The following is a 25,225-nucleotide window of genomic DNA, read 5'->3' as shown; positions in this document are numbered from 1 at the left end:
TTCGCCCGTCGCCCGGCGCATCCCTGGAGGGAACCGGGTGGGTCCGCAGTCCTGCCGCGCAGGCCGGCCAGTCGGCCGTTGCCCGACCTCCGCCGAATGTACTCCGCTGCCGGAAGTGGGCCGAGGGTGCCGAGATCCCGGCACCACCGAGTCCCCTGCCGGACGGTCTTCCGAACCGAGGCGTCATGCCCCTTCCACCGCTCACCATCTACCGCCACGACCGAAGAAAACGGGCACTGATCACGCTGGCCGGTGCGATCGACCTGGACACGGTGCCCCTGGTGCGCGCATCGCTGGAACGGTGTCTGCGCGACGGCATCCGCACCATCGACGTCGACCTCACCCTCGTCACCTTCTGCGACTGCAGCGGCCTCAACGCCTTCCTCCACGCCTCACAACGCATCACCGCGGCCGGGGGGACGCTGCGACTGCACCATCCGCCGCGGACACTGGTCGTCATGCTCGACATCGCCGGCTGCGAACTCCTGCTCCTGGGGGTCCCGTTCGGGCAGTTGTCGCCTCCTCCCGGGTACACCCCGGTCACGACCGCTCCCGTCCCGCCGCATCGGTCTGTTCCGCCCGTTCCTCCTGTACCTGTCCTGTCGGGCGGTGCGGTGTGATGGCTCGGGCGCATCAGGGACGGTCACGGCAGCCCCGTGGACACGAGAAGCCCGGCGTGAACTCCGGAGCGGACCTCGGCGCGGACCCGGGACCGGGCGCGGTGCGGATGCGCCGGGTGAACCGATGGCTCGTGGAGGACATCCGCGAGAATCTTGGGAATCTGTACGAGGACTCCTGCGCAACGGCACCCGGGAAGGCGTACCGCCGTCCCAGCCGCCAGGACTTCCTGAGCCATCTGACGGACCACATCCGTCGCCCGGGATTCGCCATGGTGATCGCGGAGACGGACAGTCTGACGGGGTGCGCCTTCGGGTTCCCCGTACTCGGCGACGGCCGCTGGTGGCTCGGTTTCGACGGTGTGCTGCCACGCACCATTGAGCGGATCACCAGGTCCGGCAGTGTCTTCGCGATCAGCGACACCCTGGTCCGCCCGCACCCGCAGGACCAGAAACTGGCCCACCGCCTGCAGGAGAAGCTGCTGACCGACCACCAGGCCACCCTTGGCGCCACCTTGGTGGATCAGGCCGACCGCCCGACTCTCGACTCGCTCCACTCCTCGGGATGGCTGGACATCGGAGAGCTCCGGAGGCCGACGAGCCCCACCACGTTCCGTGCGCTGGTGCTCCCCCTCGGGGAACGGACCACGACAAGGCTGGAGGGTCTCGCGCACGAAGCCCGGATACGGTGGCCCGGGTGAGGTCCGACAACCGGTCGGCCCGGATCCAGGTACTGATCGCCGCGCAGGCGGCCCGGCGGGGTGCCCGGGTCGGCGTGGTGGACGTGTGCACCGCCGCCGTGGCCGCACTGCCGGTCGGCGGGGCCGGGCTCTCCGCGATGTCCAGCTCCGCGGCAAGCCATCCGTTGTGCAGCACCGACGATGTCAGCGAGCAGTTGGAGGAGCTCCAGCTCACCTTGGGCGAGGGGCCTTGCGTGGATGCCTTCACACAGGGTTCGGCCGTGCTGACGCCCGATCTGCTCGCCGCCGAAGTGCAGGACCGCTGGGCCGTGTTCGCCGACGCGGCCCTGGAAGCCGGGGCACGCGCCGTCTTCGCCTTCCCTCTGCAAATGGGGGCGATCAGCCCCGGAGTTCTGGACCTGTACTCCCAAGTCCCACGCCGGTTGAACGCGGAGGAGCTGGCGGACGCGTTGGCTTTCGCCGACACCGCCACTCTGGTCCTGCTCGACTCCCGGATCGACGGGGAAGAGGACCTGGCCGGCGGATGGTCGGCGGACGGCCGCCACGAGGACCTGGGCGCGTACCGGGCGGAGATCGACCAGGCCACGGGCATGCTCACGGCCCAGCTCGGAGTCGGTGCCGAAGAAGCCTTCGTCCGCCTGCGCGCCTACGCCTACGCCAGAGGACGCCGCCTCGCCACGGTGGCCGCCGACGTGGTCGCCCACCGGCTCACGTTCCCCCCAGACTCGGACACGGATCCGACCGACGATGAAGCCTGACACCTTTGCCGAGCCAAGAAGCGAACCAAGAAACCGAACGAAGAGAGCCGGACCAAGAAACCGGACAAGGACACGAGTTGCGCTTCCCGTCCCGTCATCCGGGCCGGGATCAGTCCCGACGGAGGGTGTGCACGATGAATCAGCGACTCCTGGCCAAGACCTTCGTCGAGCTGGCGGACAACCTGGTCGCCGACTTCGACCTGATCGACTTCCTGCGCCTGCTGACCGACCGCTGTGTGGGCATGCTCGGCGCGAGTGCCGCAGGCGTGCTGCTCGCGGACCGTGACGGCGAACTCCGCGTCATGGCCGCCTCCGACGAACAGGTGCGCCTGCTGGAACTCTTCCAGCTGCAGAACGACGAAGGGCCCTGCCTGGACTGCTTCCGCACCGGCGCACCGGTGATCGTCGCCAACCTGAGCGGGGAGGCCGACCGCTGGCCACGCTTTGTCGCGACCGCCCACCGCAGCGGGTTCGGGGCGGTCCAGGCCCTGCCCATGCGTCTACGGGACGAGGTCGTCGGGGCCCTGAACCTCTTCCACGCCACCCCGGGCCCCTTCGAGCCGGACGCCACGCCGCTCGCCCAGGCCCTGGCCGACGTCGCCACCATCAGCCTGCTGCAACAACGCACCGCGCACCGCAGCACCGTCCTCAACGAGCAACTGCAGAGCGCGCTGAACAGCCGCGTCCTGATCGAACAGGCCAAGGGAAAACTCGCCGAACGCCGGGGCATCGACATGGAACAGGCCTTCACCACACTGCGCGGTTACGCCCGTGCTCACAACCGGCGCCTGTCCGACCTGGCCCGCGCGTTCATCGACGACTCCGAAGCCCTCCCGGGCCTGAGGTCCTGACCAAGGCCACGACCTGTCGGTAGCAGCTCCCAGACGGTGGTTCACGGGCTGTGGTTCGCAGACTCTGCTCTCCGGGCCGGACGGCCGCCGCCGATGGTGTTCGGCGGCGGCCGTGGTCGCGAGGACGCGAGGCCCCCCGGCCATCGTGTCCTCGCGCGCTGCCCTCCGAGGCGGCGGGGTGGCGGGAGCACCCCGAGTGGAAAACGCCAGGAGGACGGAAGCTGGAGCCGCGTGCTCCGGCGATGCGGCTCCGGCCGGCCTCGATTGCGACTCGGGGGCTGGGAGCCTGGGTGGGGGACTTGCCGGTTCCGTCGATTCCCGACACGGACGAAGTCCCGCCTGCCTTGCCCTGACCGTAGAGCACATGCACGACGAGCGGAACAGGGCATGGCGTACGCGTTCTGGCCTCGATGCCGCTTCGGAACGGACCTGGCAGGAGCAGCCGGCCACGGTGCGCGGGCGACGCCGGCGGCACTTCGTCGGTCACCCCCGGCGCTCGCGGTCCCGCCGGTCCTCGCGGTTCCAGCGCGCTCGGTGCTGACGGCTGTAGCGGCGATCCCAGCGGTCCTGACGCTCCCGCCGGTCCCGATAGTCCTGGTACTCACCGAAGTCGGACCCGCCGCGGCCCCGGCGGCCGTAACGGGTGGCTCCGAAGACCACCACAGCCGCGGCGACCCACCAGATGGGATTGAGGAAACCGAAGCCGAACAAGACCATGATCAGGACGAGAAGCAGAACGAACACAGCGGACCTCCCCGGGAGCAAAACACAGCATCGGAACCGGGGACTGGGGCCTCACTCCACAGCGTAGTCCCGCCCGAAGAGTGCCGATAGTGCGCGACAGATGCATCTACTGCCGGACAACGATGGCTACTTGGCACGCCGGTTCACTCTCACGTGCAACCGCCCGGAAGGGCGGCTCCGGCGTGTTTGCGCCGGAGCCGTTGGCTCATGCCTCGTGAGGGTGCCGCGCCCGGAAGGGAGAGGGCGTGATCAAGGCAGCCGATGTCCGTGAGCGGCGCGATCACGATGTCGTGGAAAGGGGATCTTCCAGTACTACGGGTAACGGGCGACCGCGAGTCCGGCACGCCGTGGAACTCGCGTCACGGTATCCGTCCGTCGGACCCCGGCCAGGAGTATCCTGAAGATACCGAGGGTACTTCGTACACCGGCTTCGATGCCCGTGCCGTCCCCGGCGATTCACGACACCGGGCCGGTCCTGGCCGGCCCGGGGCAGGGTTCGCATGATGACCGCAACCATGTTCGACAAGCCCGCGGTCGAAGACCGGACCTTCTCTTCTTCACCGCCACCTCTCCGGCTGCAGCTCACGCCGCCTGGCGCGGCGCCCGCCCTGATCGACGGCGCATGGTGGCCACGCTCCCGCGACCTGACGGCCGAACTTTTCGCGCTCACCGCCGTCTTGGACCCGCTGTGGGGGCGGATCACCCACGTCACCGTGAACCCCACGTTCTGGCCGGTCATCCCTCGCAAGGTTCCCGTCCAGGGCCATGTGGTGAAGGTCGGCTGGTTCAAGGCCGAGCAGGACCCGCACAAACTGCTGCTGCTCTCCTACACCGCGGGTCGTTGGGACCTCCTGGTGATCCCACCCGAGACCGACGACGTCACGGCCGCCCGGCTGATGACCACCGCCACGGATCCCGCACTCAGCCTCACCGCAAGCGGCCTGATCCGGGAGGCCGAGCTCTTCCGCATCGCCGCCGAGGCCGAGGCCGCCGCATGGGACTCGGCCCGGGAAACGGTCTGGGACTCCGAAGGCGGACACGACGCCCGTCACACCTCCTCCCACAGTCCCGTGGGCGCCGCCATCGGCCGCCTGCCGATGGCGGCGCCAGGCATGTGAGAGGCATGACGGTCGGACCGGCGCGGTGCGTAATGGCGCGGTGCGCGGTACCTGATGGCGCGGTGCGTAATGGCGCGGTGCGTGATGGCGCACTACGCGGTACCTGATGGTGCGGTGCGTGATGGGCGGCGTTCGGAACCGGGGCCTCGCTCAGGCCCGTTCGGCGTGCCGCCGGAGTAGCGTGGAGGCATCGAGAGTATTTCGCACATCGGCCGCCATGCCGGTGTCGTTCTCGGCGAGTGACGACACCGGGCCGCCGCCCCAAGCAGCGGCCGGGAGACAGGTGCGCGCGATGTCCGCGACCACCGACCGACCCCCGCTGCGGATCGCGCCCTTCAGGGCTCCGACCGCTCGCCTCGCGCTCAAAACCGTGAGCACTTCCCGAGGACTTCTCGATGGTGCCTGGTGGCCCCGCTCCCGGGACCTGACACACGAACTCTCCGCCCTGGCCGACGTACTGGACCCCCTGTCCGGACGGATCACCCGGATCGCCGTCAACGCGACGTACTGGCCTGCCCTCCCGAGCAGGGTGCCCGTCAACGGTCACGTGGTGAAGGTCGGTTGGTTCACGACGGAGCTGGACCCCCACAAGATCATGCTGCTGTCCCACACCACGGGCAGCTGGAACCTGCTGGTGATACCACCGGAGACCAACGCCCCGGCAGCCGCTCGCCTGATGGCCGCCGCGAGCGACAGCACCCGCCCTCCGACGACCGCGAGCGCCCTCATGGCAGCGGAACACGCCCTCCACGGCAGTTCCATGACTGTCCTGGACCAGGATTCCGAGGAAACCTGGGAAGACGGGGATGACACCTCCTCCTACCAGGCAGCTGCCGACCGGCCGTGCCGCCTGGTCATGGAGAACGTAGGTTCTCTTGGCAAGGCCCGGAGTAGAGTGAGGTGACAGGCACGAGTGGCGGCAATCATGGCAACACTGCGCGAGCGGAAGAACTACCGCGAAGCGATCATGAAAACGCTGTACGAGGCCACGGAAGGCAATCGCCTCCTTGGCGTCACCGGGGCGAGGCTGCGTGACGACCTCCAGGTCCCTGAGCAGGATCTGGCCGCGGCGTGCGCATATCTGGTGGGCGAAGAGCTCATCACTGTCGACTGGGTGCAGGGAAACACACCCGCGATGGTGATGTTGACGCATCGGGGGATCCGGCTCATGGAGGCCGAGGAGGAGGAACGCGGCTGACGCGGTCCGGGGCCGGTGCACTCTTATGGGGTGGAAGGCCCGTTGGATCCAGGTCCGGCGCATGCCGATGCCGACCACGTTCGGCTGTCGGCTCAGTCCAGGACGGCGAGGTGGTCGGCATCGCCCCCGCGCCATTCGATCAGGAAGAGGGTCGCGTCGTCGCTGGTGCGACCGCCTCGTTGCCGCTTCAGGGCGTGGGAGAGTGCGCGCACCACCGCTCGTACTCCCTTCTCTCCGTGTTCGATGCGGTTGACCCAGTGAATGAGCTGATCCTCGCCGAACTGTTCTCCGCCGGCCTCGTGCTCCTCGATCAGGCCGTCGGTGAAGCACAGCACTCGGTCGCCGCGTTGGAGCATCTGCTCACTGATCTGGGGATCTTCGCCGCCGAAGCCGACCGGCAAGGTGGTCGGGCCTGCCAGCTGCCGGAGGACCCGGTGGTCGCGGATCAGCAGCGGTGCGGGGTGGCCGGCGTTGACCCACTGCAGGTGGCCCGTCGCGATGTTCAGACGCATCATCTGCGCGGTGACGAAATGGTCGGGCCCGAACTGCTCGGCGATCGCCCGGTCCATGAACGCGTAGATCTCGGACAGGCCGATGTCGGAACGTCGGGCGTGCCGGTAGGCCCCGACGGCGACGGTCGCCATCGTGGCGGCGTCCAGACCGTGGCCCATTGCGTCGACCATGGCGACGTGCAGGATGTCTTCGTTGAGGGCGTAGTCGAAGCTGTCGCCCGCGACGTTGTAGGCGGGCTCCAGGATTCCGGCGACCGAGACCTGCGGGATGGACATCGCCAGCGGCGGCAGCAGGGACCACTGGATCTCCGCGGCCACGCTCATCGGTTCACGGCGCCGGGCGAGGAAGAACTGGTCGGTGTAGCTGTGCTTGGTGACCAGCATGTCGGCGACCAGGCCGGCGAGCCTGCGCAGCAGCCGTCGGTCGTCGTCATCGACGGTGTCCAGGGTGAGGGCCATCACTCCCACCTGGTCGCTGCCGTCCAGCAACGGCAGGTACATCCGGACGCCGTCGTCCTGCGGCACCTCGGCGGTGGTCGCGTACAGGAAGGCCGTGCCGGCGGGAGAGTCGTCGATCGGCTCAGGCTCGCCGACCATCAGCCGCCGACCCGGTAGCGGCACCAGAACCAGCTGGGCGTAGTCCTGCAGCAGGATCGAGACGTCGCGGCCACCCACTCTGGCCACCTCTTCCGCGATCAGCGGGGCGATCAGCTGCGGCGGCATCTCATGTGCCCGGTCCAGCAGCACTCCCAGCAGCCGCTCACCGAACCTTTCCGACCGGTCCACCATGCCCTTGTCGGGCCGCCGCTCACCTTCCGCCACAGCCGCACCCCCGCACCGACGTCTTCAAAGCCTCGGCCACCGTGTCCCTGCTCATCTCGTGCCGCGGATCCATCGCCCGCCCCGACGTTCTCGGGTTCATCCGGCGGCCACGGCGGATACGCTCGACCGCTCACGTGATCTGTACACACGAGCTCCTGACACGGCCGTGATCAACCCGCACAGAGTGACGCGGCCGACCAACCCACAGAGCCCATTACGCCGCACGCGGCATGTCACACACGGTCAGGACAGATGGCCCTCAATGTCGTTGTGGCACTGGCGTCCAGGTCGTTCGTACAGTCGGGGGCGGACTTGTCGCCTCAAAAGCCGCCCACGCAAGACGCTCGGCTGGGAAACACCAGCCGAGCGTCTGCGTACATGAACGTGAGACTTCGCTTCTCAGAGGTCGCCGACGTTGCAATACAGCCATGAGAACGAACGGATGTTATCGAGCCTTGTGACTGCTGCCCTTGTGGCCGCTACCACTTCGATCCCTTGTCTCCCCTATGCCCCTTGGGGCCCCTGTCCCCCTTATGCCCCTTCGGACCCCTGTCTCCCTTGTGCCCTCTCGGGCCCCTGTCTCCCTTATCCCCCTTCGGACCCTTGTCTCCCTTCGGTCCGGCAGGCCCAGTCGGTCCAGCAGGCCCGGAGGGTCCGGCAGGCCCAGTCGGTCCGGCAGGCCCAGTCGGTCCAGCAGGCCCGGAGGGTCCGGCAGGCCCAGTCGGTCCAGCAGGCCCGGAGGGTCCGGCAGGCCCAGTCGGTCCAGCAGGCCCAGTCGGTCCGGCAGGCCCGGAGGGGCCAGTGGATCCGGTCGATCCAGGAGGCCCAGAGGGTCCGGCGGGTCCGGTCGGACCGGCAGGCCCGGCCGGGCCTGTCATGCAAACCGCCCTCGTGATGACGTTGTGGTCCAACGTGACCGCACCATTACGCGCCAGCGCCCGGCCCTCAATCGCCGCATTGGTGTTCACCGTGATGGACTGCAGGGCCAGGATGTTGCCCTTGAAGAAGGAATTGGTGTCGATGGTGGCGGAACTCCCCACCTGCCAGAACACGTTGCAGGCCTGCGCTCCGTTGATGAGCGAGACGTTGCTCGTCGGGGCCGTGATCAGAGTGGATCCGATCTTGAAGATGAAGACGGCGTTCGGGTCGCCCTGGGCGTCGAGAGTGACAGTCCCGGTGAGATTCAGCGACGACGAAGCGCTGTAGACGCCGGGAGCCAGCGTCTGTCCGCCGATGTCACCCGGGGAGGTCAGGACGGTGTTGGTTGCCCTGCTGGCCGCGTCGTTGTAGGCGATGACCAGGTCGGACTTGGCCTGAACGGCGGCGGCATCGGCGACGTGCTGCACTCCGTTGACGACTCCGGGCGGAAAGCCCGTCACCGAGTTCCCAGGGCTGAGTCCCAGGTCGCCGTTGACGACCGTGTTGGGGACCGGGGGGACGACCACATTGGTGACCGTTGTACCGGCCAGGACCGCGTAACTCGTGGCGGCCCCCAATCCCACGGACGCCTCAGCTGCGCTCGCAAGGTTCGAGATCAAAGTCATCGTCAGTAGCAGCGCGGTCGCGGGCAGCATGACGACAGTTGCTCTGAACCTCCGTGTTCGCCGCCTGTCGATAGGGGCGTCGGGGATGGCATCCACTGTCATGGACGAGTCCTTCCTTGTCACCGTTGACCTCAGTCGCCAGGCTTCCTGCCGACTGATGCACTGTCACTTAACTGCGGAAACTACCTATATCAACGCAAGTAGTATCTTCGAGGTCAAAGGGGATGTTATGGCGTGGCGTTCGCCCTATCGGCGGATGCCGATTTCCGCGGCCGGGGCTTCGATGCCGGAGCTCCGTCCTCACAGCGGCAGATCGCCGGACGGCCACGGACGGCCCCAGGTCGGCTCCTACGCGGCCACGCAAGCGATGTCACTCCCAGGCTGAGGAGGATGCAACCGGCGTCCGAGTCGCCAACGCCGTAGGAACCATCTGGAACACCCCGGCGAGCGGCACTCCACTCGGCTGAGGGACGTCGGCTGCGGCGGGCCACCGCGGTGGGCGCGCGCCAGTGTCGGGGGATAGGCGGGATCGGGCCGAGCGGCTCGGTTTCGCCCGCTGCTCGCTGGGTTGTCCGGGAACCACCCCGGGATTGTCCTTGATCGGTAACCGACGCATCCCGTGGCCGCTGTTCCTCGTCCTGACAGATGGTCGCGAGGTGACCAGGAATCGGCGAGGAACTGCGGGAAAGCGGGGCGGACATGGCGCGGCACGGCGGCGGGCAGGGCTGGTACGGCAAGGTTCTCGGCGCGGCGATCGGGGTGGCGTTGCTCGCCGCCGGTGCCTCGATATGGACCGCGCAGGCCGAGGCCGTGGGCGGTTCGTCGCCGAAGGCGACCGCGTCGGCCGCGCCGGGCAGTGGCGTCAAGGCGGTCGCGGTGACCATCGCGCATGCCTCGGACAAGGGGGCGCGCGGTGTCAACATCACCATCGACGACGGCCCCGACCCCGTATGGACCCCTCAAGTGCTCGACGTGCTGCGGGAGTACGGGGTGAAGGCCACGTTCTGCATGGTGGGGACGCAGGCGCAGGCCCACCCGGACCTCGTGAAGAAGGTGGTCGCTGCCGGGCACCGGCTGTGCGACCACTCGGTGTCGCACGACACCACCATGGACAAGAAGTCCCAGGCCTACCAGTCGCAGCAGATCCTCGACGCCGAACGCATGATCACCAAGGCGTCCGGGGGCGTACGACCGATGTACTACCGGGCGCCCGGCGGGGCCTTCACCCCGTACAGCCGCACGCTCGCCGCCTCCCGTGGCATGCGCCCGCTGGGCTGGAACGTGGACACCAAGGACTTCGAGCGGCCAGGTACGGACGCCATCGTCGCCACCGTCGAGCGGGAGTTGCCGGACGGGCCGACGCTCCTCTTCCACGACGCGGGAGGCGATCGCGCCCAGACCGTCGAGGCCCTGCGCCGGATCCTCCCCCGGCTCAAGGAGCAGGGCTACTCCTTCGGCTTCCCGGTGCGCTGAATCCCAGCCCTGGTCGATACCGGTGTTCGAAGGGGCGACTTTCTCTACTGTGCGTCGCCCAAGGGCAGTTCGGTGCCGTCAGCCCCCGCTGCGTCGGTGACGGCCACGGGGTGGCTGTGGACGATCACAGGACGCCGCCTCCCCGACGCCTTCCGGCGCAGAGCCCCTTCGCGCACAGGCTCTGCCGAACGTCCTTCGAAGCCGTGCCCACAGCGTGCCCATAAGAGCGGACAACCACGGTCAACAGCGGTGCGAACGGGTCGCAACACGCCGACACCACAGATCAACGCAGGTCAGAAGCCACGCAGCCCCGCAAGCGCCGCCGCTTCCCAAGCTGAGAGCGCGAGTTCGATTCTCGTCACCCGCTCCAGAGAGAAACCCCAGGTCAGTGGCCTGGGGTTTGTTTGTTGTCCAGTTCGAGTTGGGGGTCGCCCGCTCAAACGAGTCCGGCTGAACTGCAGAAACGCGGCCTTCCTGGGAAGCCGAACGGAATGGGGACTGTGGGGGCGGCTGACGAGACCGTCGGCTCTTGCGAAACGGGCGCGCAGGAACACCTCGACGCACATCGGCATCGGGATCGACATCGGCTCGACTTCGATATCGGGTTGGGCGGCCTGGAGTTGAGCCCTCGTCTGGTCGGATGACCCATCGCTCGGCGCAGGGGCACGGGGACACGGTGCGTGACAGGCGCGGCTCCGTTTCCGGGGCGGCAGGCCCTACTCTGATCCCCGTGAGGCAGGCAGGCGCTGGGAAGGATGATCGGCGATGACGCCCCTGAGCACCGGGGACCCGGAGTCCATAGGCGGGTACACCCTTCTCGGTCGGCTCGGGGCGGGCGGCATGGGAGTCGTCTATCTGGGAGTCTCCGCCTCGGGACGGCAGGTCGCGGTCAAGCTCGTACACGGGCCGTACGCCCAGGAAGAGGAGTTCCGGACGCGCTTCCGGCAGGAGATCGAGGCAGCGCGCAGAGTGAGCGGCGCCTTCACCGCGCCTGTCGTGGACGCCGACCCGGACGCCGACCGGCCGTGGATGGCGACGCTCTACGTACCGGGGCTCAACCTCGCCGAAGTCGTGGAGAAGAACGGCCCGCTGAGCCAGCGGGAACTGCGCGCGCTGGGGCTGGGGCTCACCGAGGCGCTGCGCGACATCCAGCGGGCGGGCCTGGTGCACCGGGACCTCAAACCGCGCAACGTCCTGATGACCGAGGACGGGCCGCGCGTCATCGACTTCGGCATATCGCGGGCTTCCGACCACCAGAGCCTCACCACGACCGGGCGGATGATCGGCACTCCGCCCTTCATGTCGCCGGAACAACTGGCCTCTCCCCGGGACGTCACCCCGGCCTCGGACGTGTTCTCGCTGGGGTCGCTGCTGGTGTTCGCGGCCGTCGGCACGGGACCGTTCGACGCCGACAGCCCGTATATAACCGGCTATCAGGTGGTGTTCGGGACCCCGGACCTCGGCGGCGTGCCCGAAGCGCTCCTGAGCATTGTCGAGCGCTGCCTGGACAAGGACCCGGCCGCACGCCCGGAACTGACGGACATACACCGCATGCTCCAGGCGCTGCCGGAATCCGACGCCACCGGGTCCCCGAAGACCGGGCAGTCCGCGAAACCCCAGCACCCGAAACCCCAGCACCTCCCCACTTCTCGGAGCGCGGCCACCACCTCCGCGGGCGCCGCGACCGGCATCGGTACCGGCAAGCGACGCCGAGCCCGGATGCTGCTCACCAGCCTCGGTGCGGTGCTGGCCGTCACGGGGCTGGGTATCGGGGTGGGTGTCTTCGTGTCCGATCCGGACACCGCCACGGCCACCGCCACCGCCACCGCCCGTGCCGCGTCACTGCCCGCCGGCTGGCGGCCGTGGCAGACGGAGCTGCGGTACGACGTGAAGGGTGTCCCTCTCGACTACGACACCCCTGGATGCGTGACGGAGGGAAGCGCCCTGTTCTGTGGCGGTACGGGTTTCACGGCCGCCAGGATCGACGCGGCCTCCGGCCGCACCCTGTGGCGGACCGGCACCCGCCCTCAGGGGGCGCAGCCGATCGGCGTTCGCGACGGGCTGGTCTACATGTACGAGGAACCGGACGACAAGACCAGGCGCGTGGTGGCCCTCGACGCCGGTACCGGGCACCGGCGGTGGCAACGCGACACCAACCCGTCCGAGGAGGCGGTCCTGTACGACGGCGGACTGCTGACCATGTCTCCCGACTACTCGTCGTTCGTGGCCTACGGGCCTTCCGGCAAGGAACTGTGGCGGGCGCCCTCGCTGGACGAGTACTGCACTCCGTCGGCGCTGGGAGGCGTCCCCTACGCCCTGTGCTCGGAGGGCAACGAGCCCGGCCAGGCCCCGGTCGAGCTGATGAAGCTCGGACCCGGCAGCCTGACCGAAACGGCCACACTGCCCAAGAAGGCGGAAGCGCTCGGCGCTGTCGGCGGGCAACCCCTGTTCCTCGCCCCCCAGACCGCGAAGGACGTGTACGAATCCGGGTACGAACGGCCGTACAACGCGCTGCTGCGGGTGGCCTCGGACACCGGACAGGTCAGACGGATACCGCTGGCACATCCGCTGACCGGCGCGGCCACCCTTGTGGACGGCGTCGTCTACTTCGTACGGTCCGACGGGTCGGTCACCGCGGTGTCGGCGGACAGCGGCAAACAACTCTGGCAGAAGACGACGGACATGGAGAGTCTGTCCGCGCCCGCGGTGTCGGCGACGTACAAGCGGGTCTATTTCTCCAACCGCTTCGGCCGTCTGCTGGCACTGGACAGCCGCACCGGAGCGGAGGTCTGGCGCACCTCCGCACTGGACGACCCCGGGGACAAAGTGCAGAGCTACCCGCCGCGCGTGCTGCTCGTCAAGGACGCGATCGTGGCGACGGCCGGCGACACGGCCTTCTCCCGGAGCCCTGACGGGCCCACCTGACCGGCCGAGGCAATCACCGCGCGGCGTCCCCATGTGCGTGGTCGGCGTGCTGGCGGCCGGCCCGTGGTGTGATCCGCTGGTCGATGATGTCGCGGAGTTGGCGACGGCCGGCGATGCCGAGCTTGGGATAGGAGCGGTACAGGTGTGAGGCGACGGTGCGGGGGGACAGGAACAGACGGTCGGCGATCTCGCCGTTGGTCAGGCCGTGTCCGGCGAGGACGACGATCTCGCGCTGTTGAGCGGTGAGGCCGTCCAGCGCGCCCGGGGCGCCCTGCGGGACTTGCACCGTGACGCCGCAGGCACGCAGCTCGGATTCCGCGCGCCGGGTCCACGGTGCCGCGCCCAGACGGCGGAACGTCTCCAGGGCGGTCACGAGGAGGGGCTTGGCGTCGTTGATCCGTCGCTGCCGGCGCAACCATTCCCCGTAGTCCAGCTGAAGCTGGGCCCGTTCGAACGGCCACGTGTCTCCGGTGGGATCGGCCAGGGGCGCGGCGAAGTGGGCCTCGGCGCTGTCGGGCTCGGCGAGCAGTCCGCGAGCGCGGGCCGTGAGTTGTCCCAGGCGCGGCCCGGGCGCGGGGTCCACGCGAGCCAGCGCGCGCTCCACCAACGTACGTGCTTCGAGGCGCCGTTCGGCACGCACCGCCGCAGCGGCGAGGTCCGCGACGGCAAGGTACGAGAAGTGATGGTGCAGGGGTGTGCCGTCGGCGGCGAAGAGCCGGCTGAACTGCGCGTACGCGGTCACATAGTTGCCCCGGGCCAGCGCGGCCAGACCTGCCGTCTGCCAGATCCCGGCGGCGAACCCGCGCTATTCGCCCGTGTCCACGGCGGCGCGCACGCGGGGTCCAGTACACCGTCCAGTACGGGGGCGACGCGCGGCACGCCTATGCCTACGGCTCGGTCACGGTCAATATCACCTCTGACTGAGCTCTCAGAAGTCGGCCTTCACGACCGCGTACGCCGGGTCGTGAAGGCCGATTTCGTGCTGGGGACCGCATGCGCCGGTCGGAGTGGCGCGCTGCGTCTTCGCGGGGCTTGGGCTACTTGATGTAGACGAGGCCGTCCGTGGTGACGGTGGGACGGCCGCTGGTGCCGACCACGACGATCTTGATGGTGTGCTTGGCGCTGCTGGACCAGGTCTTGGTCCAGCTCGCCTGCCGGTACAGGGTGGTGGAAGACTTCAGGTCGACCGTGGAGACCTTGGTGCCGTCGACGTAGATGTACGCCTGGCCGGACCCGGCGGCGCGGGAGACGACCCAGGCGGCGGAGCGGCCGGTGAAGGTCCAGGTGAGGCTGGCGCCCTTGGAACCGCTGGAGTAGGACTGGCCGCCGAGGTAGCCGGTGGAGGAGCGGGTGGTCCAGCTGCCGGACTTCGTGGCGGCGGTCTCCTGCAGTATCACCGGGGTGTACGAGGGCGAGGACGTGCGGTAGTTACCGGCGTAGTCGTAGGCCCGCATCGACCATGTGGTGGCGGCGCCGGACTTGGCGGTGCGGTTGGAGGTGGTGGTGGTCGGGCCGAAGGTGGCGGTGGTGGGGGACAGCAGCTTCACCTCGCGCAGGGCCTTGTCGTCGGTGGCCTTCCAGCCGAGAGTGACCGGGATGGCGCTGGTGCTGACGGTGCCGGAGCGCAGGGAAAGCTTCGGGTTGGTGGTGAAGGTCGGTGCGGTCGTCTCCGCGACGACGGGCAGCGCGGCACTGGTCGCGGTCCTGCCGGACTGGTGCACGGCCCGCACGGCGACAGTGTGGCTGCCCAGGGCCAGGGTGACGGCGGCGGACGTGGCGGTGCCGGAGGTGGTGGCGACGCTCTTGCCGTCGACCAGCAGCTCGAACTTGGAGATCAACGACGCCGGTGTGGTGGCTGTCCAACGGACGGTGATGCCGCCCTTGGTGTAGTACGTCGAGCCCGAAAGGCCCGCGCCGTCGACCGAGCCGACCTTCAGTCCCTGCACCGGGCCGGATGCCCAGGTGCGGATGGTGGGCAGTTGGTCGTAGAGCAGGCCGCCGGGGCACTGTGTGTTGTAGCCGTCCCGGTGGCCGGAGATCCGCTGGAAGGTGTACTTGCTGCCCGCGGTGAAGTCGGTGCTGAAGTAGTTGTGCTGACTCGCGCCCGCCGTGAGCTGGGTGGTTCCGGCGGGATCGGCGCCGTACTGGCCGAGCTTCCAGGCCGCCAGGCGGGCGACTGACGCCAGCGTGGCGTTGGTGGCGCTGGTGGTGGTGTAGTCACCGAGCACCGCGACGCCTGCGGACTCCCGGTTCCAGCCGTAGGTGTGTGCGCCGAACACCGGAAGGTCCACGCCGCCCTTGCGGCCCTCGAAGATGGTGCCGCATTTGTCGACGAGGAAGTTGTAGCCGATGTCCTTCCAGCCGCTGACCTGGACGTGGTACGCGTAAATGCTCCGGATGATCGACGGCGAGTCGGCGCAGGAGTAGTCGTTGGCCCCGTCGGTGTGGTGGACGAAGACCGCCTTCACGTCCGCGTTGTACTCCGGCGCCTCGGGGCTGATCGACTCGTCGGCACCCCACTCGGCGCGCGAGACGATCGGCGGTTCGGGCACGGTGGACGGCGGCGCCGAGGGCGGCGCGCTGGACGACGTGCTCGGCGACGGCGACACAGAGTCCGTGGGGGACGCCGAGTCGGAGGGCGGGGCGGAGCCCGTGGGGGACGCCGGCGCCGAATCGGTGGCCGCCGGCGTGGTGTCCGTCGCAGCCGGGGATGTGGTGGTCTGGCCGTCCGTCGGCGCGGCGGTGGTGCCGTCGCTGGGCGCGGCGGAGTCGGTGGGCGCGGTTGCCGTGGCGCCGGGACTCTCATCGGCGACGAACGCGGCAGGCTTGGCCGCGGTGCCGCCGACCTTGGTCTCGGCGTCGGTCACCACCCCCGGGTCGACCAGGTTGACCTCAAGGCCCTTGGGCAGAGCGGAGCCGCTGGTGCCGTTCTTGCGGATGACCTGCACCTGCATGCCGTCGGAGGGGCCGACCCACAACGGCTCGGACGCTGCGCGCACTCCGGCGCCGGGGTTCTCGAGCGGGTCGACGTTCAGTTCGAGGTCCTGCCAGGCGCTCCACCGGCCGGTGTCGAGGCTGCGGGTGCGTACCTGCACCGTGCCGTCGAGCCGCTTGGCCGCCCCCGCCCAGGAGACGCCGAGCATCGAGAACTGCTCGGTGTCCGTACGCGGCAGCTCCCGCTTGTCGCCTGTGCCGCCTTTCAGTGCGAGGTCGTACACCTTCACCGGCCGCTTGGCCCGGCCGGCCGCGCCGGGATCGGAGGACGGGCTGGCGACGGCGTAGGTCACCACGCCCCCGCCTCCGAGGACCACCGCACCGAGCGTCAGCCACGCCCGTCGTTTCATGCTCAGCGGTCTGTACACATGCGACGTACGACGACCCACCACGTATCCACCCCTAGAAGGCCCGAAAGGGCCACAGAAAAAAGTCACACGAGGCACACCTGTCACACAGGTGGCCGCCCTCTACAGCGCACCGCGTCCGACGAACATCACGGGGCGACACGCCTCGGTGATGCAGATCACTGCGCGGGCGATCGACTGATGCCTCCTGCCGTGGCCGCTGCTGTCGCGGTCAACGGCACTTGTGGCGGTGGCACTTGGAACCGGCTGCCGGGGCGCCCGGTGTGGGGGCGGCAGTGGTGGTCGTCCTCTTGCCGGTCTTGCCGCCCCGCTTGGCGGGGGCCGCGGACGGGGAGGGCGTGGGAGCGCCGGGCTCGTCGGTGCCGCGGCCGAGGGGGGCGGGCGCGGGGAAGGGGGCGTCGGGCAGGCCGGCGAGGGCATCGCGCATGTACTGGGTCCAGATCTCGGTGGGGATGTCGCCGCCGAATACCTTCTGGAGGCCACCGACGCCTGCCAGGGACTGCAGCTGTGGGTGGTTCGAGTCCTCTCGGAAGAGGACGACAGAGGTGGCGAGTTGCGGGGTGTAGCCGATGAACCAGGCGGAACGGTAGTCGTCGGTGGTTCCGGTCTTGCCCGCCGCGGTCCTGCCGAGAGCCTGGGCCTTGGTGCCGGTACCCCGGGCGATGACGCCGCGGAGCACGTCGGTCACGTTGCCGGCGACCGCCGCCGGCAGGGCTCGCGCGGGGGCGGGGGCGGAGAAGCCGGCCAGTGCCGAGCCGTTGTGGGTGACCTTCGTCACCGAGTACGGGGTGGCCTGCATCCCGTCGGCAGCAAAAGTCGCGTACACGCCTGCCATACGAATGGCGCTCGGTGTGGAGGTGCCGATGTAGAAGCCGGCGCTGGGGGCGGAGAGGCTGCCCGGGCGCAGGCCGAGGGATTCGGCCGTCCTCGCCACGTTCCCGTAGCCGACGTCCTCTCCCAGTTGCACGTACGGCGTGTTGACCGACTGCTCCATGGCCTTGCGCAGAGGGATGTAGCCCCAGCGCTGGGGGGTGTCGTTGTGCTGGTGGAGGAGCCCGGTGGGGTCCTTGGGGTCGGCGACGTAGTTGCCCTGCTGGTCCTTGATCTTGATGCCGTCGTCACCGTTGAACTTGCCGGCCGGGGTGATCGGCTCGGGTGACCTGCCGGGCCGCAGTACGGCTCCATGCTGAAGTGCGGCGGCGAGGACGATGGGTTTGAAGGTCGATCCCACCGGGACGCCGGAGGTGTCGGCGTTGTCCGAGTAGTGGGCGTGGTCGAAGCCGGGGCCGCCGTAGACGGCGAGGATCCTGCCGGTCGTGGGTTCCACCGAGGCGGCTCCGACCTGGACGTCCCGGTCGACCGACCGGTGGGCGGGGTCGAGGCGTTGCCCCCGCACCGTGGCGACAGCCTTCGTCAGTTCCGCCGTCCTCTTCCTGTCGAAGGTGGTGTGGATCTGGTAGCCGCCCCTGCTCAGGCTGCTTTCGGTGATGGCCGGGTCGTGCGTCTCGGCATACGACCTGGCGAGTTGGACCAGGTAGCCGGTCTGGCCCGTGAGCCCTGAACCTCGGGTCCACTTCCTGGGTGTGGGGAAACCGGCGGCCGCGTACCGTGCCCGCTGCCCCGGTGTCAGCTTGCCGGTCTTCACCATCCGGTCGAGCACCCAGGACCAGCGTGCTTCCGCCTTTGCCCTGGCCGCGGGATCGGAGTCCGCGTACTGGAAGAGACTCGGCTCGTTGACCGCCGCGGCGAGGAAGGCTCCCTGGCTCACGTCGAGCCTCTCCACCGGGAGGCCGTAGTACATACGCGCCGCGGCCTGGATGCCGTTGGCCTGACGGCCGAAGAAGCAGGTGTTCAGATACCCCTGGAGTATCTGCTCCTTGGTCATCCCGGCGCCGATCTTGGTGGAGATCAGCAGTTCCTTGAACTTGCGTGAGACCGTCTGCGACTGGTCCAGGTAGGTGTTCTTGACGAACTGCTGGGTGATCGTCGAGCCGGACTGGACGGAGCCGCCCGCGGCCATGTGAACGGCGGCGCGGAGGATTCCCTGCGGGTCGATGCCCGGGTCGGTGTAGAAGGAGGCGTTCTCCGCGGCGATGAAGTCCCACCGCACGTCGGCGGGTACCTGTGAGAGCGACACGTTCTGCCGGTTGACGCTGCCGTCGGTCGCCAGGACCGTGCCGTCCGACCAGTAGTAGACGTTGTTCTGCAGCAGTGTCGTGGGATTGGGGTCGGGGATGGTGACCGTGGCGTAGGCATAGCCGACGGCCGCTGCCGTGCCGCCGAAGATGAGCAGGAAGAGCGCCAGCAGTTGGCGCACCGACGGCAGCCAGCGGCGCGGGCCCGTCCTGCCCCGGCGCGGGTAGTCGATCCAGCGTTTCTTCTGTGGCGCCCTTCCCCGGGCACGGCGTGGCATGTCCTGTCGGGGGGCGTGGTCACGATACGCGGCCCGGTGGCCCGTGGCGCGGTCACCTTCGGCACGCGCGCCGCCGACGGAGCGCTGCGGCGGTCGGCGCCGGTGTCCGCTCATGGGCTCTGATCACTGTCCTCTCAGTACGACTGTGGTGTCTCGTCAGTACGACTGTGGTGTCTCGGACGGTCCGGGCTGCCAGACCTCGGGGTGGGGTGTGGCCTGTGGAAGGCCGTCGTACGGCGGCTGCCGCGCAGGAGCGTCGCGAAGTCGGCGATCGGCCACGTCGGGGCCTTGGATCACTTCACGGGATGGTGGGACGAGCCGATGGCACGACCCTTGCGGGTGGGGGTGGGAGCGGCGCGCGAGGTCGGGGACGTGATCCCGGTGGGCGCCGCGGTGGGCCCGGACGTGGCCGCAGGAGTGGCGGAGGCGGCCGGCCGGTCGGTGGGACCGGGGGTCTTGTGCACCGCGGGGCCGGGGTTCCGCTGCCCTGCGGTGGGACTCGCGCTCCCTGTGGAGTGGCCCGTGCCGGGTGAGGCGTCGGGCGCGGTCGCCCGGGGCGTGGCCGGGTGCGTGGAGTCCGGCTGCGGGCCGAACGGAGAACCGATGCCGGGTCCGCCCAGCATCGTGCTGATCAGCAGGGCGACGTAGCCGCCGGCGGGGATCAGCAGCAGCCGGGCGGCGCGGGGCACGCGGCGTCGGCGTCGCCCCGAGGATTCGACGAGGACGGGCCGCACCGACTCGTTCACCGGCGTCTCCGGTTCCGGCAGGGGGGCGACGGTGTCGAACTCCGGGCGCGGCACGGTGAGGATGTCACCGTGGGGAGAGTCCCACGGCGTCGTGGAGGGGTCCGGTCCGGCCACGTAGGGACGGGCTCCGGCGGCGAGGGGGTCCGTCCACGTCGCATGGGTGCTGTACTGCGGGTGCGTCCACTGCGCGAGTTCCACCGGGTCCCAGGACATCGTGCCCGTGTCCGTGTCGACGCTGCCGCCGTACTCGTAGCCGTAGGCATACGCGTGCCCGGCATCGCCGTACGGATCCTCGCCGTACGCCCCGCCGTCTTCGCCCATCCGCTGCACGAGTCGTGCCCCCTGTCCTGGCCGACCGACACGGTCGTCCGCATGGAAAGAGCGCACTCGGCCGGAAGTGTTACACCTCGGCCTCGCCGTACGTACCTGCTCGACCGCAAGGAACGAGACGGACGAAAGGTGAGCAAACATGACGATGGCTTGCCCAGGGCCCTACGCGCGCCTCAGGTCGGCAGCCACTTCACCACCGCGTCCCCGCACTCGGCCGTCTGTGCGTAGAACGCCCTCAACTCCCGGTGCGCCACCGCGAACGCGTACCACGTCTCGGGCTCCGCGGTCACGCCGCCGTAGCGCGGCAGCAGTTCGGCGCGGGCGAAATCCCACAGCGTGTCGAAGTCGGCCACGGCCAGGAACCTGGCCACCCGGCGGGCCTGGGCCGCCGTCAGCACCAGGAACGGCGGCTTGTGCCGGTCGGTGCGGAACACCGGCCGGCCACCGAGCACCACCTGGGTCTGGGGCCGGTGTTCGGCACGATTCGGGGGAGCGCCGGCGTAGATGCGTTCCTGGTCCAGATAACGCTTGTCCAGCGCCTCTTCGCGGTGCCGGCCGACCCGGTGCCGGACGGTCTCCGAGTCGTCCTCGAAGAGTCGTTCGAGCCAGGTCGTGCTGTTGCGCAGTGCGGGAGGCGGCACCGATCGCAGACGGAGGTACGTACTCATGCCAGAGGGAGCGCACGGGGGCGACGAAGCATTACGCGACCCGACGGACCCCGTTCGAGGCAGGACACCTCGACCGTCGTCCGCGGGGTGGGGCGGCACCTCGCCGGTCGCCGGGAATCCCCCGGTACAGCGTGACGGATCGACCGCCGACCTCGCTCTTCGTATGTGACGACAGAGCAGGAGACGAGACCCCATGCGTCCGCCAGGCCCGTGCGGTGGGCGGCGGACACGGTGGTGACGATGCGGGAGGGGGCACGGCTGCGCCTCGACTACTCGGCATCCAGCCTGTGGCGCGTCGACCGGATGATCGACGACCTGCGGCGGGAGGACACGCCCTACGCCGCCGTGGCGAGCGTGCTGCGCGGCTTCGGGGCGTATGCGGGTGAGGTGATCGTCCGCCAAGCGGACGCCGAGTGGTGGGAGGCGGACGGCGACCACCGGATCCGCACGGCCGAGGGACGGCTGTGGGATCCCATCGACGAGGCCCGCCGTTGCTTCGCCGGACACGGCTCGTTGCGGTTGCTGTGCCGTGACGCGACGGCGGGCGCACCCGAACCCCGGAATCGGCGGCCGCGGTGAGGGCCGTGACCCGCGTCGGCCCGCGCGTCCTCGGCGGCTGGGTGGCGGGCACCGGCGACGGCGTGAAGGGGCGCCCGAGGCGTTGTGACACTTCTGTGAGGACAGACGCTGGTCACCATGGGGCCGTCGATGTGACCGGAGCACGGCGGACGGCACGCACTCGCCATGAACCCGGTACGAACGAGGACAGTCTTGGGCCAGGTACGGCAACCCCGGCGCGTACAGGCGTACGACGGGGAATTGGGCGCGGCGGTCGCGCGGGCCCAGGACGGCGACGAGACGGCCTTCGCGGTCGCATACCGGATCGTGCAGCCGGGCCTGCTCGGCTATCTGCGCGGCCTGGTCGGCGACGACGCGGAGGACGTGGCCTCCGACACCTGGCTGGAGATCGCCCGTGACCTCGGCCGTTTCAAGGGGGACGGGGCCGGGTTCCGCGGCTGGACCTCGACCATCGCCCGGCACCGGGCGCTGGACCATCTGCGCCGCCAGCGCGTACGGCCCCGGCCAGGAGGGACCGAACAGGACGTACTGGACCTGCCCAGCCGGCACAGCACCCATGACGAGGCCCTGGAGTCCCTGTCCACCGAGCGGGCGCTGGAACTGGTCCGCGGGCTGCCGCGGGACCAGGCCGAGGCCGTGCTCCTGCGGGTCGTCGTCGGCCTGGACGGTCCCGCCGCCGCACGCGTCCTCGGCAAGCGCCCGGGAGCGGTGCGCACTGCCGCCCACCGGGGCCTGAAACGCCTCGCCCACCAACTGGGCGTCGCCGGTGAATCGGACAAGGGTGTGACGAATGAGGCTTCCCCCACGCTGGGGGAGTCGAAATGAACGACGCAGGCAACAGTGACCGACTGACAGTCGTCAGACTCGGAACGCCGAACGAATCGAACCGGTCGAACAGGAACGGAAGCGGACATGGGTGAACGGCTGGGCGGCCACGGAGTTCCTGGCCGTCGACGTGTGCACCCTGGCGGCGCCGCGTCCGACACGTGGGAGGCGCGTGACGCCGCCACCCTGGAAACGGAGCTGGGCGCCGTCCTACGAGGCCATCTCGAGCCCGAGGCCGAGCAGCGGGCCCTGACCGCCTTCCGGGCCGCGCACGACACAGGCGCGCACCGGGCGCGTACCCGGCGCCGGGACGACTGGCGGCTGCCCGCGGAGCGGCGCGCCAGGCGTCCTGTGAAGCTGACGCTCGGCGTGGTGTTCGCCAGCCTCACGCTGGGTGGAGTCGCGGTCGCGACCATCGGTTCCGTCGGCTCGTCCACGGACGGTGACGGTGCCGGGCGGGGGACCGTACACCCGTCGGCGGTCGCCCCGGACCAGCCGGGCGGTGGGGCCTCGTCGGCGTCCTCCGGCGTCCCCGGACCGACGGACCGCCCGGCCACCGCCAAGGACACCGAAGCCCACTGCCGCGCCTACGAGCAGGTCAAGGACCGCGGCAAAGCGCTCGACTCGCGAGCCTGGCAGCGACTCGTCACGGCCGCCGGCGGGAAGGACAAGGTCGCCGCGTACTGCTCCGAGCAGCTGGCACGGGCGACAGCCGCGCCGAGCAAGACCACCGGCAACGGCAAGGCGGGGAGCGCCGGCGCCTCCGGCAAGGGCACCTCCGGCGGCACGGACAACACGGCCGGAAACGGCCGGGCAAGCGGCGAGAAGGGCAGCGGGAAGCACAAGTAGCCCCCGCCGTGCCCAGAACATGTCCTCGGTGTCCGGACCCTGGAGATCAGTTCTCCGCCACGCTGAACCACTCGGTGCCGCCGACCAGGTGCTCGTAGACGGGACGGCCCCGACTGCCGCTGGTGCGGAACGGTATTCCGTGGTCGTCGATCCGTGTGGTTCCCTGACGGCCGCCGCTGGACCACTGCAGCTCCACCCACCACTTCACGTCGTGGGCACTGGCATGGGCGGTGATGTACAGGACCTCGGGATCGGACTGGCTGACCTTGTAGGGAAGACCGCGCTGGCCGGCCTTCGGCACGGTGGTGGGGTGACCGGCGTCGAGGTCCGTGTCGAACGACCTCGTCTCCACGCCTCCGCCGCAGCCCGACGACCCCAGGTACGCGTTCCAGGCCGGGGGCGTGCTCGAGTTGACCACGCGGACGTGCATGGACTCGATGACGACGGTTTCGTCCCCGGTGCCCTGGACGGTCAGCGCCACCCGCTGCCGATCGGCGGCGATGGCGCCGTGCGCCTTCACCCAGCCCGGCACGTCCTGCCCCATCACCGGCGGCGAGACTTCGTCGGGAGGCCGGTTGATCAGGTACTTCGCCTCGCACTGCGGGTCGTCCCAGGCATAGGTGCGGGTGCTCACCGTGAGCGGGACCTCATCGCTGTCCTGGGCGCGGCCCGTGTCGGTGCTGTGTACCGACGGCTTGGCGTCGGGCGCCCTGGGGGTTGGGGCCGGGGAGCGGCTCGGACGCGCGGAGGGGGACATGGACGCCGATGGGCGCAGCGTGGAGGCGGTGGAGGCCGGCTGTCCGGAGGAGGTCACGGTGTCGGCCGGCCGGCCGTTCTCCGCCAGGTCCGTCCCCCCGCCCTTCAGGTCGACCGTGAGCGCGGTGGACACGGCGACGACGACGGCGGTGCTCGCCGCGATCAGGGCCCACCGCCTGCGGGTGGTCCGGATGAGCGTCGGCGTGCGGCGAGCGAGGACAACCGCCTCCGGCGACGGTTCGGCGACGGACCCGGGAGGGCCCCCCGGCTCGCTCATGGATGTGGGCGCAGTCGCGGACGCGGTCGGCTGCGCCGGTGCGGGCGGGGGCGCGGTGTCCGGTTCCGAATCCGCTGCGGCCCGCCGGGCGCGTTCCCGCGCTGCGTCCGCCAGGACCCAGCGCCGGTGCAACTCGACCAGTTCCTCGGGAGTCGCCTTGCACACCCGGCCGAAGCGCGAGACGGCCGCGTAGTCGGCCGGCACTCCTTCCCCCTTGCAGTACCGGTGCAGCGTCGAGGTGCTCATGTGCGCCCGTTTCGCCAGAGCCTCGTAACTCAGCCCGGATCGCTGCTTCAACTCGCGCAGCAGCGCCGCGAAATCAGCAATCTCCTCAGCCGCCCCCACCAGTACTCCATTCCGTTCGACTTCCCAGGAAGGTCACGTTTCTCCAGTTCAGAGCCAGTGCGCGCATCCCAGCGTCCCGAAATTCCCGAGGGAATGGCGGATGGGACGCCGCATGGCACAGCCTTGGGCCATCCAAGCACGGCGCCTCGCCGGACACGGTGATCGGCCCCGCTCAACTCCACGTTCATGGCCCGCACTTCAGGCGCGCCCAGACGTTCAGAGAAGGCAGTCCACTCATGCGTATCGCCACTCGTTTCGCCTCCCACACGGCCGCCTCCTCCATGGTCGTCGCCGCCGCCCTCGCGCTCGTCGGATTCCAGGCCGCCGAGCAGACCGCCTCCGCCGCCACCACGAAGGCGTCCTCGGTCGTCACCTGCACGACGGCGAACACCAAGCTGACCGTCACCGAGGTGTCCCGCCCGATCAACCACCTGCTGCTCAAGGCCACCAACACCGGCACCAAGCCCTGCTACGCCTACAGCGCCCCCTTCCTGAGGGCCGGCGCCGACGCCCAGGCCCCGCTGGCGTGGGCTGACGAGACCACTCCGCAGGCCGTGCTGGTGCTCGAGCCCGGCCAGTCCGCGTACGCGGGCATCACGACGTACTCCCCCGACGGCGAAGGTGGCGCCAAGGAGAAGACCCTGGGCGTGATCTTCGCCGACAAGCAGGGCCATGGGACCAACACGGAGAAGACCCTGAAGCTGGCGAACGGCGGTGTCTTCTTCAACAGCGCCGCCACCGTCACCTACTGGCAGGACAACGCGGCGGACGCCCTCTCCTGGTAGCCACCCTGGCGCCCCACGACACAGCCA

General features: G+C 69.7%; 22 protein-coding genes. 13 read left to right on the top strand and 9 right to left on the bottom strand.

The window, feature by feature from the left end:
* Window positions 1-185: 185 nt before the first annotated feature.
* The 4 genes from OG798_RS28835 to OG798_RS28820 all read left to right on the top strand — a co-directional run bounded on the left by OG798_RS28835 (window position 186) and on the right by OG798_RS28820 (window position 2,927).
* Window positions 186-620, top strand: a complete 435-nt coding sequence (locus tag OG798_RS28835; RefSeq protein WP_121415513.1) for an STAS domain-containing protein — start codon at window positions 186-188, stop codon at window positions 618-620.
* 56 nt (window positions 621-676) lie between these two features.
* Entirely contained in the window at window positions 677-1,318 is a 642-nt protein-coding gene (locus OG798_RS28830; RefSeq protein ID WP_328757911.1) for a hypothetical protein, read from the top strand.
* The gene (locus OG798_RS28825; protein ID WP_267062419.1) at window positions 1,315-2,076 is read left to right on the top strand and encodes a GAF and ANTAR domain-containing protein; all 762 of its coding nucleotides are present in this window, start codon (window positions 1,315-1,317) and stop codon (window positions 2,074-2,076) included. The genes OG798_RS28830 and OG798_RS28825 overlap by 4 nt, the downstream gene beginning before the upstream one ends.
* 134 nt (window positions 2,077-2,210) lie before the next feature.
* Window positions 2,211-2,927, top strand: a complete 717-nt coding sequence (locus OG798_RS28820) for a GAF and ANTAR domain-containing protein (RefSeq protein ID WP_095853517.1) — start codon at window positions 2,211-2,213, stop codon at window positions 2,925-2,927.
* Window positions 2,928-3,410: 483 nt separating this feature from the next.
* Here the strand turns inward: OG798_RS28820 and OG798_RS28815 are convergent, their stop codons facing one another.
* The gene (locus tag OG798_RS28815; RefSeq protein ID WP_267062418.1) at window positions 3,411-3,671 is read right to left on the bottom strand and encodes a hypothetical protein; all 261 of its coding nucleotides are present in this window, start codon (window positions 3,669-3,671) and stop codon (window positions 3,411-3,413) included.
* Between the two features lie 503 nt (window positions 3,672-4,174).
* On the opposite strand from OG798_RS28815, the gene OG798_RS28810 reads away from it, so the two are divergent.
* From OG798_RS28810 to OG798_RS28800, 3 genes are all read left to right on the top strand, one after another.
* A complete protein-coding gene (locus OG798_RS28810) occupies window positions 4,175-4,789 on the top strand; it encodes a DUF5994 family protein (protein WP_121418383.1) in 615 nt (204 codons plus the stop codon).
* 370 nt (window positions 4,790-5,159) lie between these two features.
* On the top strand, window positions 5,160-5,693 hold the full coding sequence (locus OG798_RS28805; protein WP_147467612.1) for a DUF5994 family protein: 534 nt from the start codon (window positions 5,160-5,162) through the stop codon (window positions 5,691-5,693).
* Between the two features lie 21 nt (window positions 5,694-5,714).
* Complete coding sequence (locus OG798_RS28800) at window positions 5,715-5,987, top strand: hypothetical protein (RefSeq protein ID WP_095857907.1); 273 nt, start codon at window positions 5,715-5,717, stop codon at window positions 5,985-5,987.
* 92 nt (window positions 5,988-6,079) lie between these two features.
* Here the strand turns inward: OG798_RS28800 and OG798_RS28795 are convergent, their stop codons facing one another.
* On the bottom strand, window positions 6,080-7,321 hold the full coding sequence (locus OG798_RS28795; RefSeq protein ID WP_267062417.1) for a PP2C family protein-serine/threonine phosphatase: 1,242 nt from the start codon (window positions 7,319-7,321) through the stop codon (window positions 6,080-6,082).
* A gap of 479 nt (window positions 7,322-7,800) precedes the next feature.
* Window positions 7,801-8,865 carry an ice-binding family protein gene (locus OG798_RS28790; RefSeq protein WP_328760091.1) on the bottom strand — a complete coding sequence of 355 codons (1,065 nt, stop codon included), beginning with the start codon at window positions 8,863-8,865 and terminating at the stop codon, window positions 7,801-7,803.
* 699 nt (window positions 8,866-9,564) lie between these two features.
* On the opposite strand from OG798_RS28790, the gene OG798_RS28785 reads away from it, so the two are divergent.
* Window positions 9,565-10,338, top strand: coding sequence for a polysaccharide deacetylase family protein (locus OG798_RS28785; protein ID WP_095853522.1), 774 nt, complete (start codon window positions 9,565-9,567; stop codon window positions 10,336-10,338).
* Window positions 10,339-11,103: 765 nt separating this feature from the next.
* Window positions 11,104-13,263: a serine/threonine-protein kinase gene (locus tag OG798_RS28780; protein ID WP_328757910.1), complete on the top strand. Its 2,160-nt coding sequence runs from the start codon at window positions 11,104-11,106 to the stop codon at window positions 13,261-13,263.
* A gap of 13 nt (window positions 13,264-13,276) precedes the next feature.
* On the opposite strand, the gene OG798_RS28775 is transcribed toward OG798_RS28780, so the two are convergent.
* The 5 genes from OG798_RS28775 to OG798_RS28755 form a co-directional block, all read right to left on the bottom strand.
* Window positions 13,277-14,005 carry a helix-turn-helix transcriptional regulator gene (locus tag OG798_RS28775; RefSeq protein ID WP_267062414.1) on the bottom strand — a complete coding sequence of 243 codons (729 nt, stop codon included), beginning with the start codon at window positions 14,003-14,005 and terminating at the stop codon, window positions 13,277-13,279.
* 295 nt (window positions 14,006-14,300) lie between these two features.
* Window positions 14,301-16,607: an N-acetylmuramoyl-L-alanine amidase gene (locus tag OG798_RS28770; protein WP_328757909.1), complete on the bottom strand. Its 2,307-nt coding sequence runs from the start codon at window positions 16,605-16,607 to the stop codon at window positions 14,301-14,303.
* A gap of 229 nt (window positions 16,608-16,836) precedes the next feature.
* A complete protein-coding gene (locus tag OG798_RS28765) occupies window positions 16,837-19,152 on the bottom strand; it encodes a transglycosylase domain-containing protein (RefSeq protein ID WP_328757908.1) in 2,316 nt (771 codons plus the stop codon).
* A 179-nt stretch (window positions 19,153-19,331) separates the two neighbouring features.
* Window positions 19,332-20,114: a hypothetical protein gene (locus tag OG798_RS28760; protein ID WP_183127246.1), complete on the bottom strand. Its 783-nt coding sequence runs from the start codon at window positions 20,112-20,114 to the stop codon at window positions 19,332-19,334.
* A gap of 173 nt (window positions 20,115-20,287) precedes the next feature.
* The gene (locus tag OG798_RS28755; RefSeq protein WP_095853528.1) at window positions 20,288-20,782 is read right to left on the bottom strand and encodes a DUF1877 family protein; all 495 of its coding nucleotides are present in this window, start codon (window positions 20,780-20,782) and stop codon (window positions 20,288-20,290) included.
* 165 nt (window positions 20,783-20,947) lie between these two features.
* Between OG798_RS28755 and OG798_RS28750 the strand changes: the two genes are divergently transcribed.
* From OG798_RS28750 to OG798_RS28740, 3 genes are all read left to right on the top strand, one after another.
* Window positions 20,948-21,361: a hypothetical protein gene (locus OG798_RS28750; protein WP_183127248.1), complete on the top strand. Its 414-nt coding sequence runs from the start codon at window positions 20,948-20,950 to the stop codon at window positions 21,359-21,361.
* 192 nt (window positions 21,362-21,553) lie between these two features.
* On the top strand, window positions 21,554-22,186 hold the full coding sequence (locus tag OG798_RS28745) for an RNA polymerase sigma factor (protein ID WP_179857094.1): 633 nt from the start codon (window positions 21,554-21,556) through the stop codon (window positions 22,184-22,186).
* An 87-nt stretch (window positions 22,187-22,273) separates the two neighbouring features.
* A complete protein-coding gene (locus OG798_RS28740) occupies window positions 22,274-23,035 on the top strand; it encodes a hypothetical protein (RefSeq protein ID WP_097225280.1) in 762 nt (253 codons plus the stop codon).
* A 46-nt stretch (window positions 23,036-23,081) separates the two neighbouring features.
* Here OG798_RS28740 and OG798_RS28735 read toward each other — a convergent pair whose 3' ends face one another.
* Entirely contained in the window at window positions 23,082-24,413 is a 1,332-nt protein-coding gene (locus tag OG798_RS28735) for a helix-turn-helix domain-containing protein (RefSeq protein ID WP_267062409.1), read from the bottom strand.
* A gap of 236 nt (window positions 24,414-24,649) precedes the next feature.
* On the opposite strand from OG798_RS28735, the gene OG798_RS28730 reads away from it, so the two are divergent.
* The gene (locus OG798_RS28730) at window positions 24,650-25,198 is read left to right on the top strand and encodes a DUF4232 domain-containing protein (protein WP_328757907.1); all 549 of its coding nucleotides are present in this window, start codon (window positions 24,650-24,652) and stop codon (window positions 25,196-25,198) included.
* Window positions 25,199-25,225 lie beyond the last annotated feature (27 nt).

Source organism: Streptomyces sp. NBC_00271 (genome assembly GCF_036178845.1).
Classification (GTDB): Bacteria; Actinomycetota; Actinomycetes; order Streptomycetales; family Streptomycetaceae; genus Streptomyces.
This window is presented reverse-complemented; position numbering and strand designations above follow the sequence as displayed.

Coding starts and splice junctions, on each gene's coding strand:
- OG798_RS28835 (WP_121415513.1), top strand. CDS start 186: ATGCCCCTTCCACCGCTCACCATCTACCGCCACGACCGAAGAAAACGG.
- OG798_RS28820 (WP_095853517.1), top strand. CDS start 2,211: ATGAATCAGCGACTCCTGGCCAAGACCTTCGTCGAGCTGGCGGACAAC.
- OG798_RS28810 (WP_121418383.1), top strand. CDS start 4,175: ATGACCGCAACCATGTTCGACAAGCCCGCGGTCGAAGACCGGACCTTC.
- OG798_RS28800 (WP_095857907.1), top strand. CDS start 5,715: ATGGCAACACTGCGCGAGCGGAAGAACTACCGCGAAGCGATCATGAAA.
- OG798_RS28790 (WP_328760091.1), bottom strand. CDS start 8,865: ATGACTTTGATCTCGAACCTTGCGAGCGCAGCTGAGGCGTCCGTGGGA.
- OG798_RS28785 (WP_095853522.1), top strand. CDS start 9,565: ATGGCGCGGCACGGCGGCGGGCAGGGCTGGTACGGCAAGGTTCTCGGC.
- OG798_RS28780 (WP_328757910.1), top strand. CDS start 11,104: ATGACGCCCCTGAGCACCGGGGACCCGGAGTCCATAGGCGGGTACACC.
- OG798_RS28770 (WP_328757909.1), bottom strand. CDS start 16,607: ATGAAACGACGGGCGTGGCTGACGCTCGGTGCGGTGGTCCTCGGAGGC.
- OG798_RS28765 (WP_328757908.1), bottom strand. CDS start 19,152: ATGAGCGGACACCGGCGCCGACCGCCGCAGCGCTCCGTCGGCGGCGCG.
- OG798_RS28755 (WP_095853528.1), bottom strand. CDS start 20,782: ATGAGTACGTACCTCCGTCTGCGATCGGTGCCGCCTCCCGCACTGCGC.
- OG798_RS28740 (WP_097225280.1), top strand. CDS start 22,274: ATGGGTGAACGGCTGGGCGGCCACGGAGTTCCTGGCCGTCGACGTGTG.
- OG798_RS28730 (WP_328757907.1), top strand. CDS start 24,650: ATGCGTATCGCCACTCGTTTCGCCTCCCACACGGCCGCCTCCTCCATG.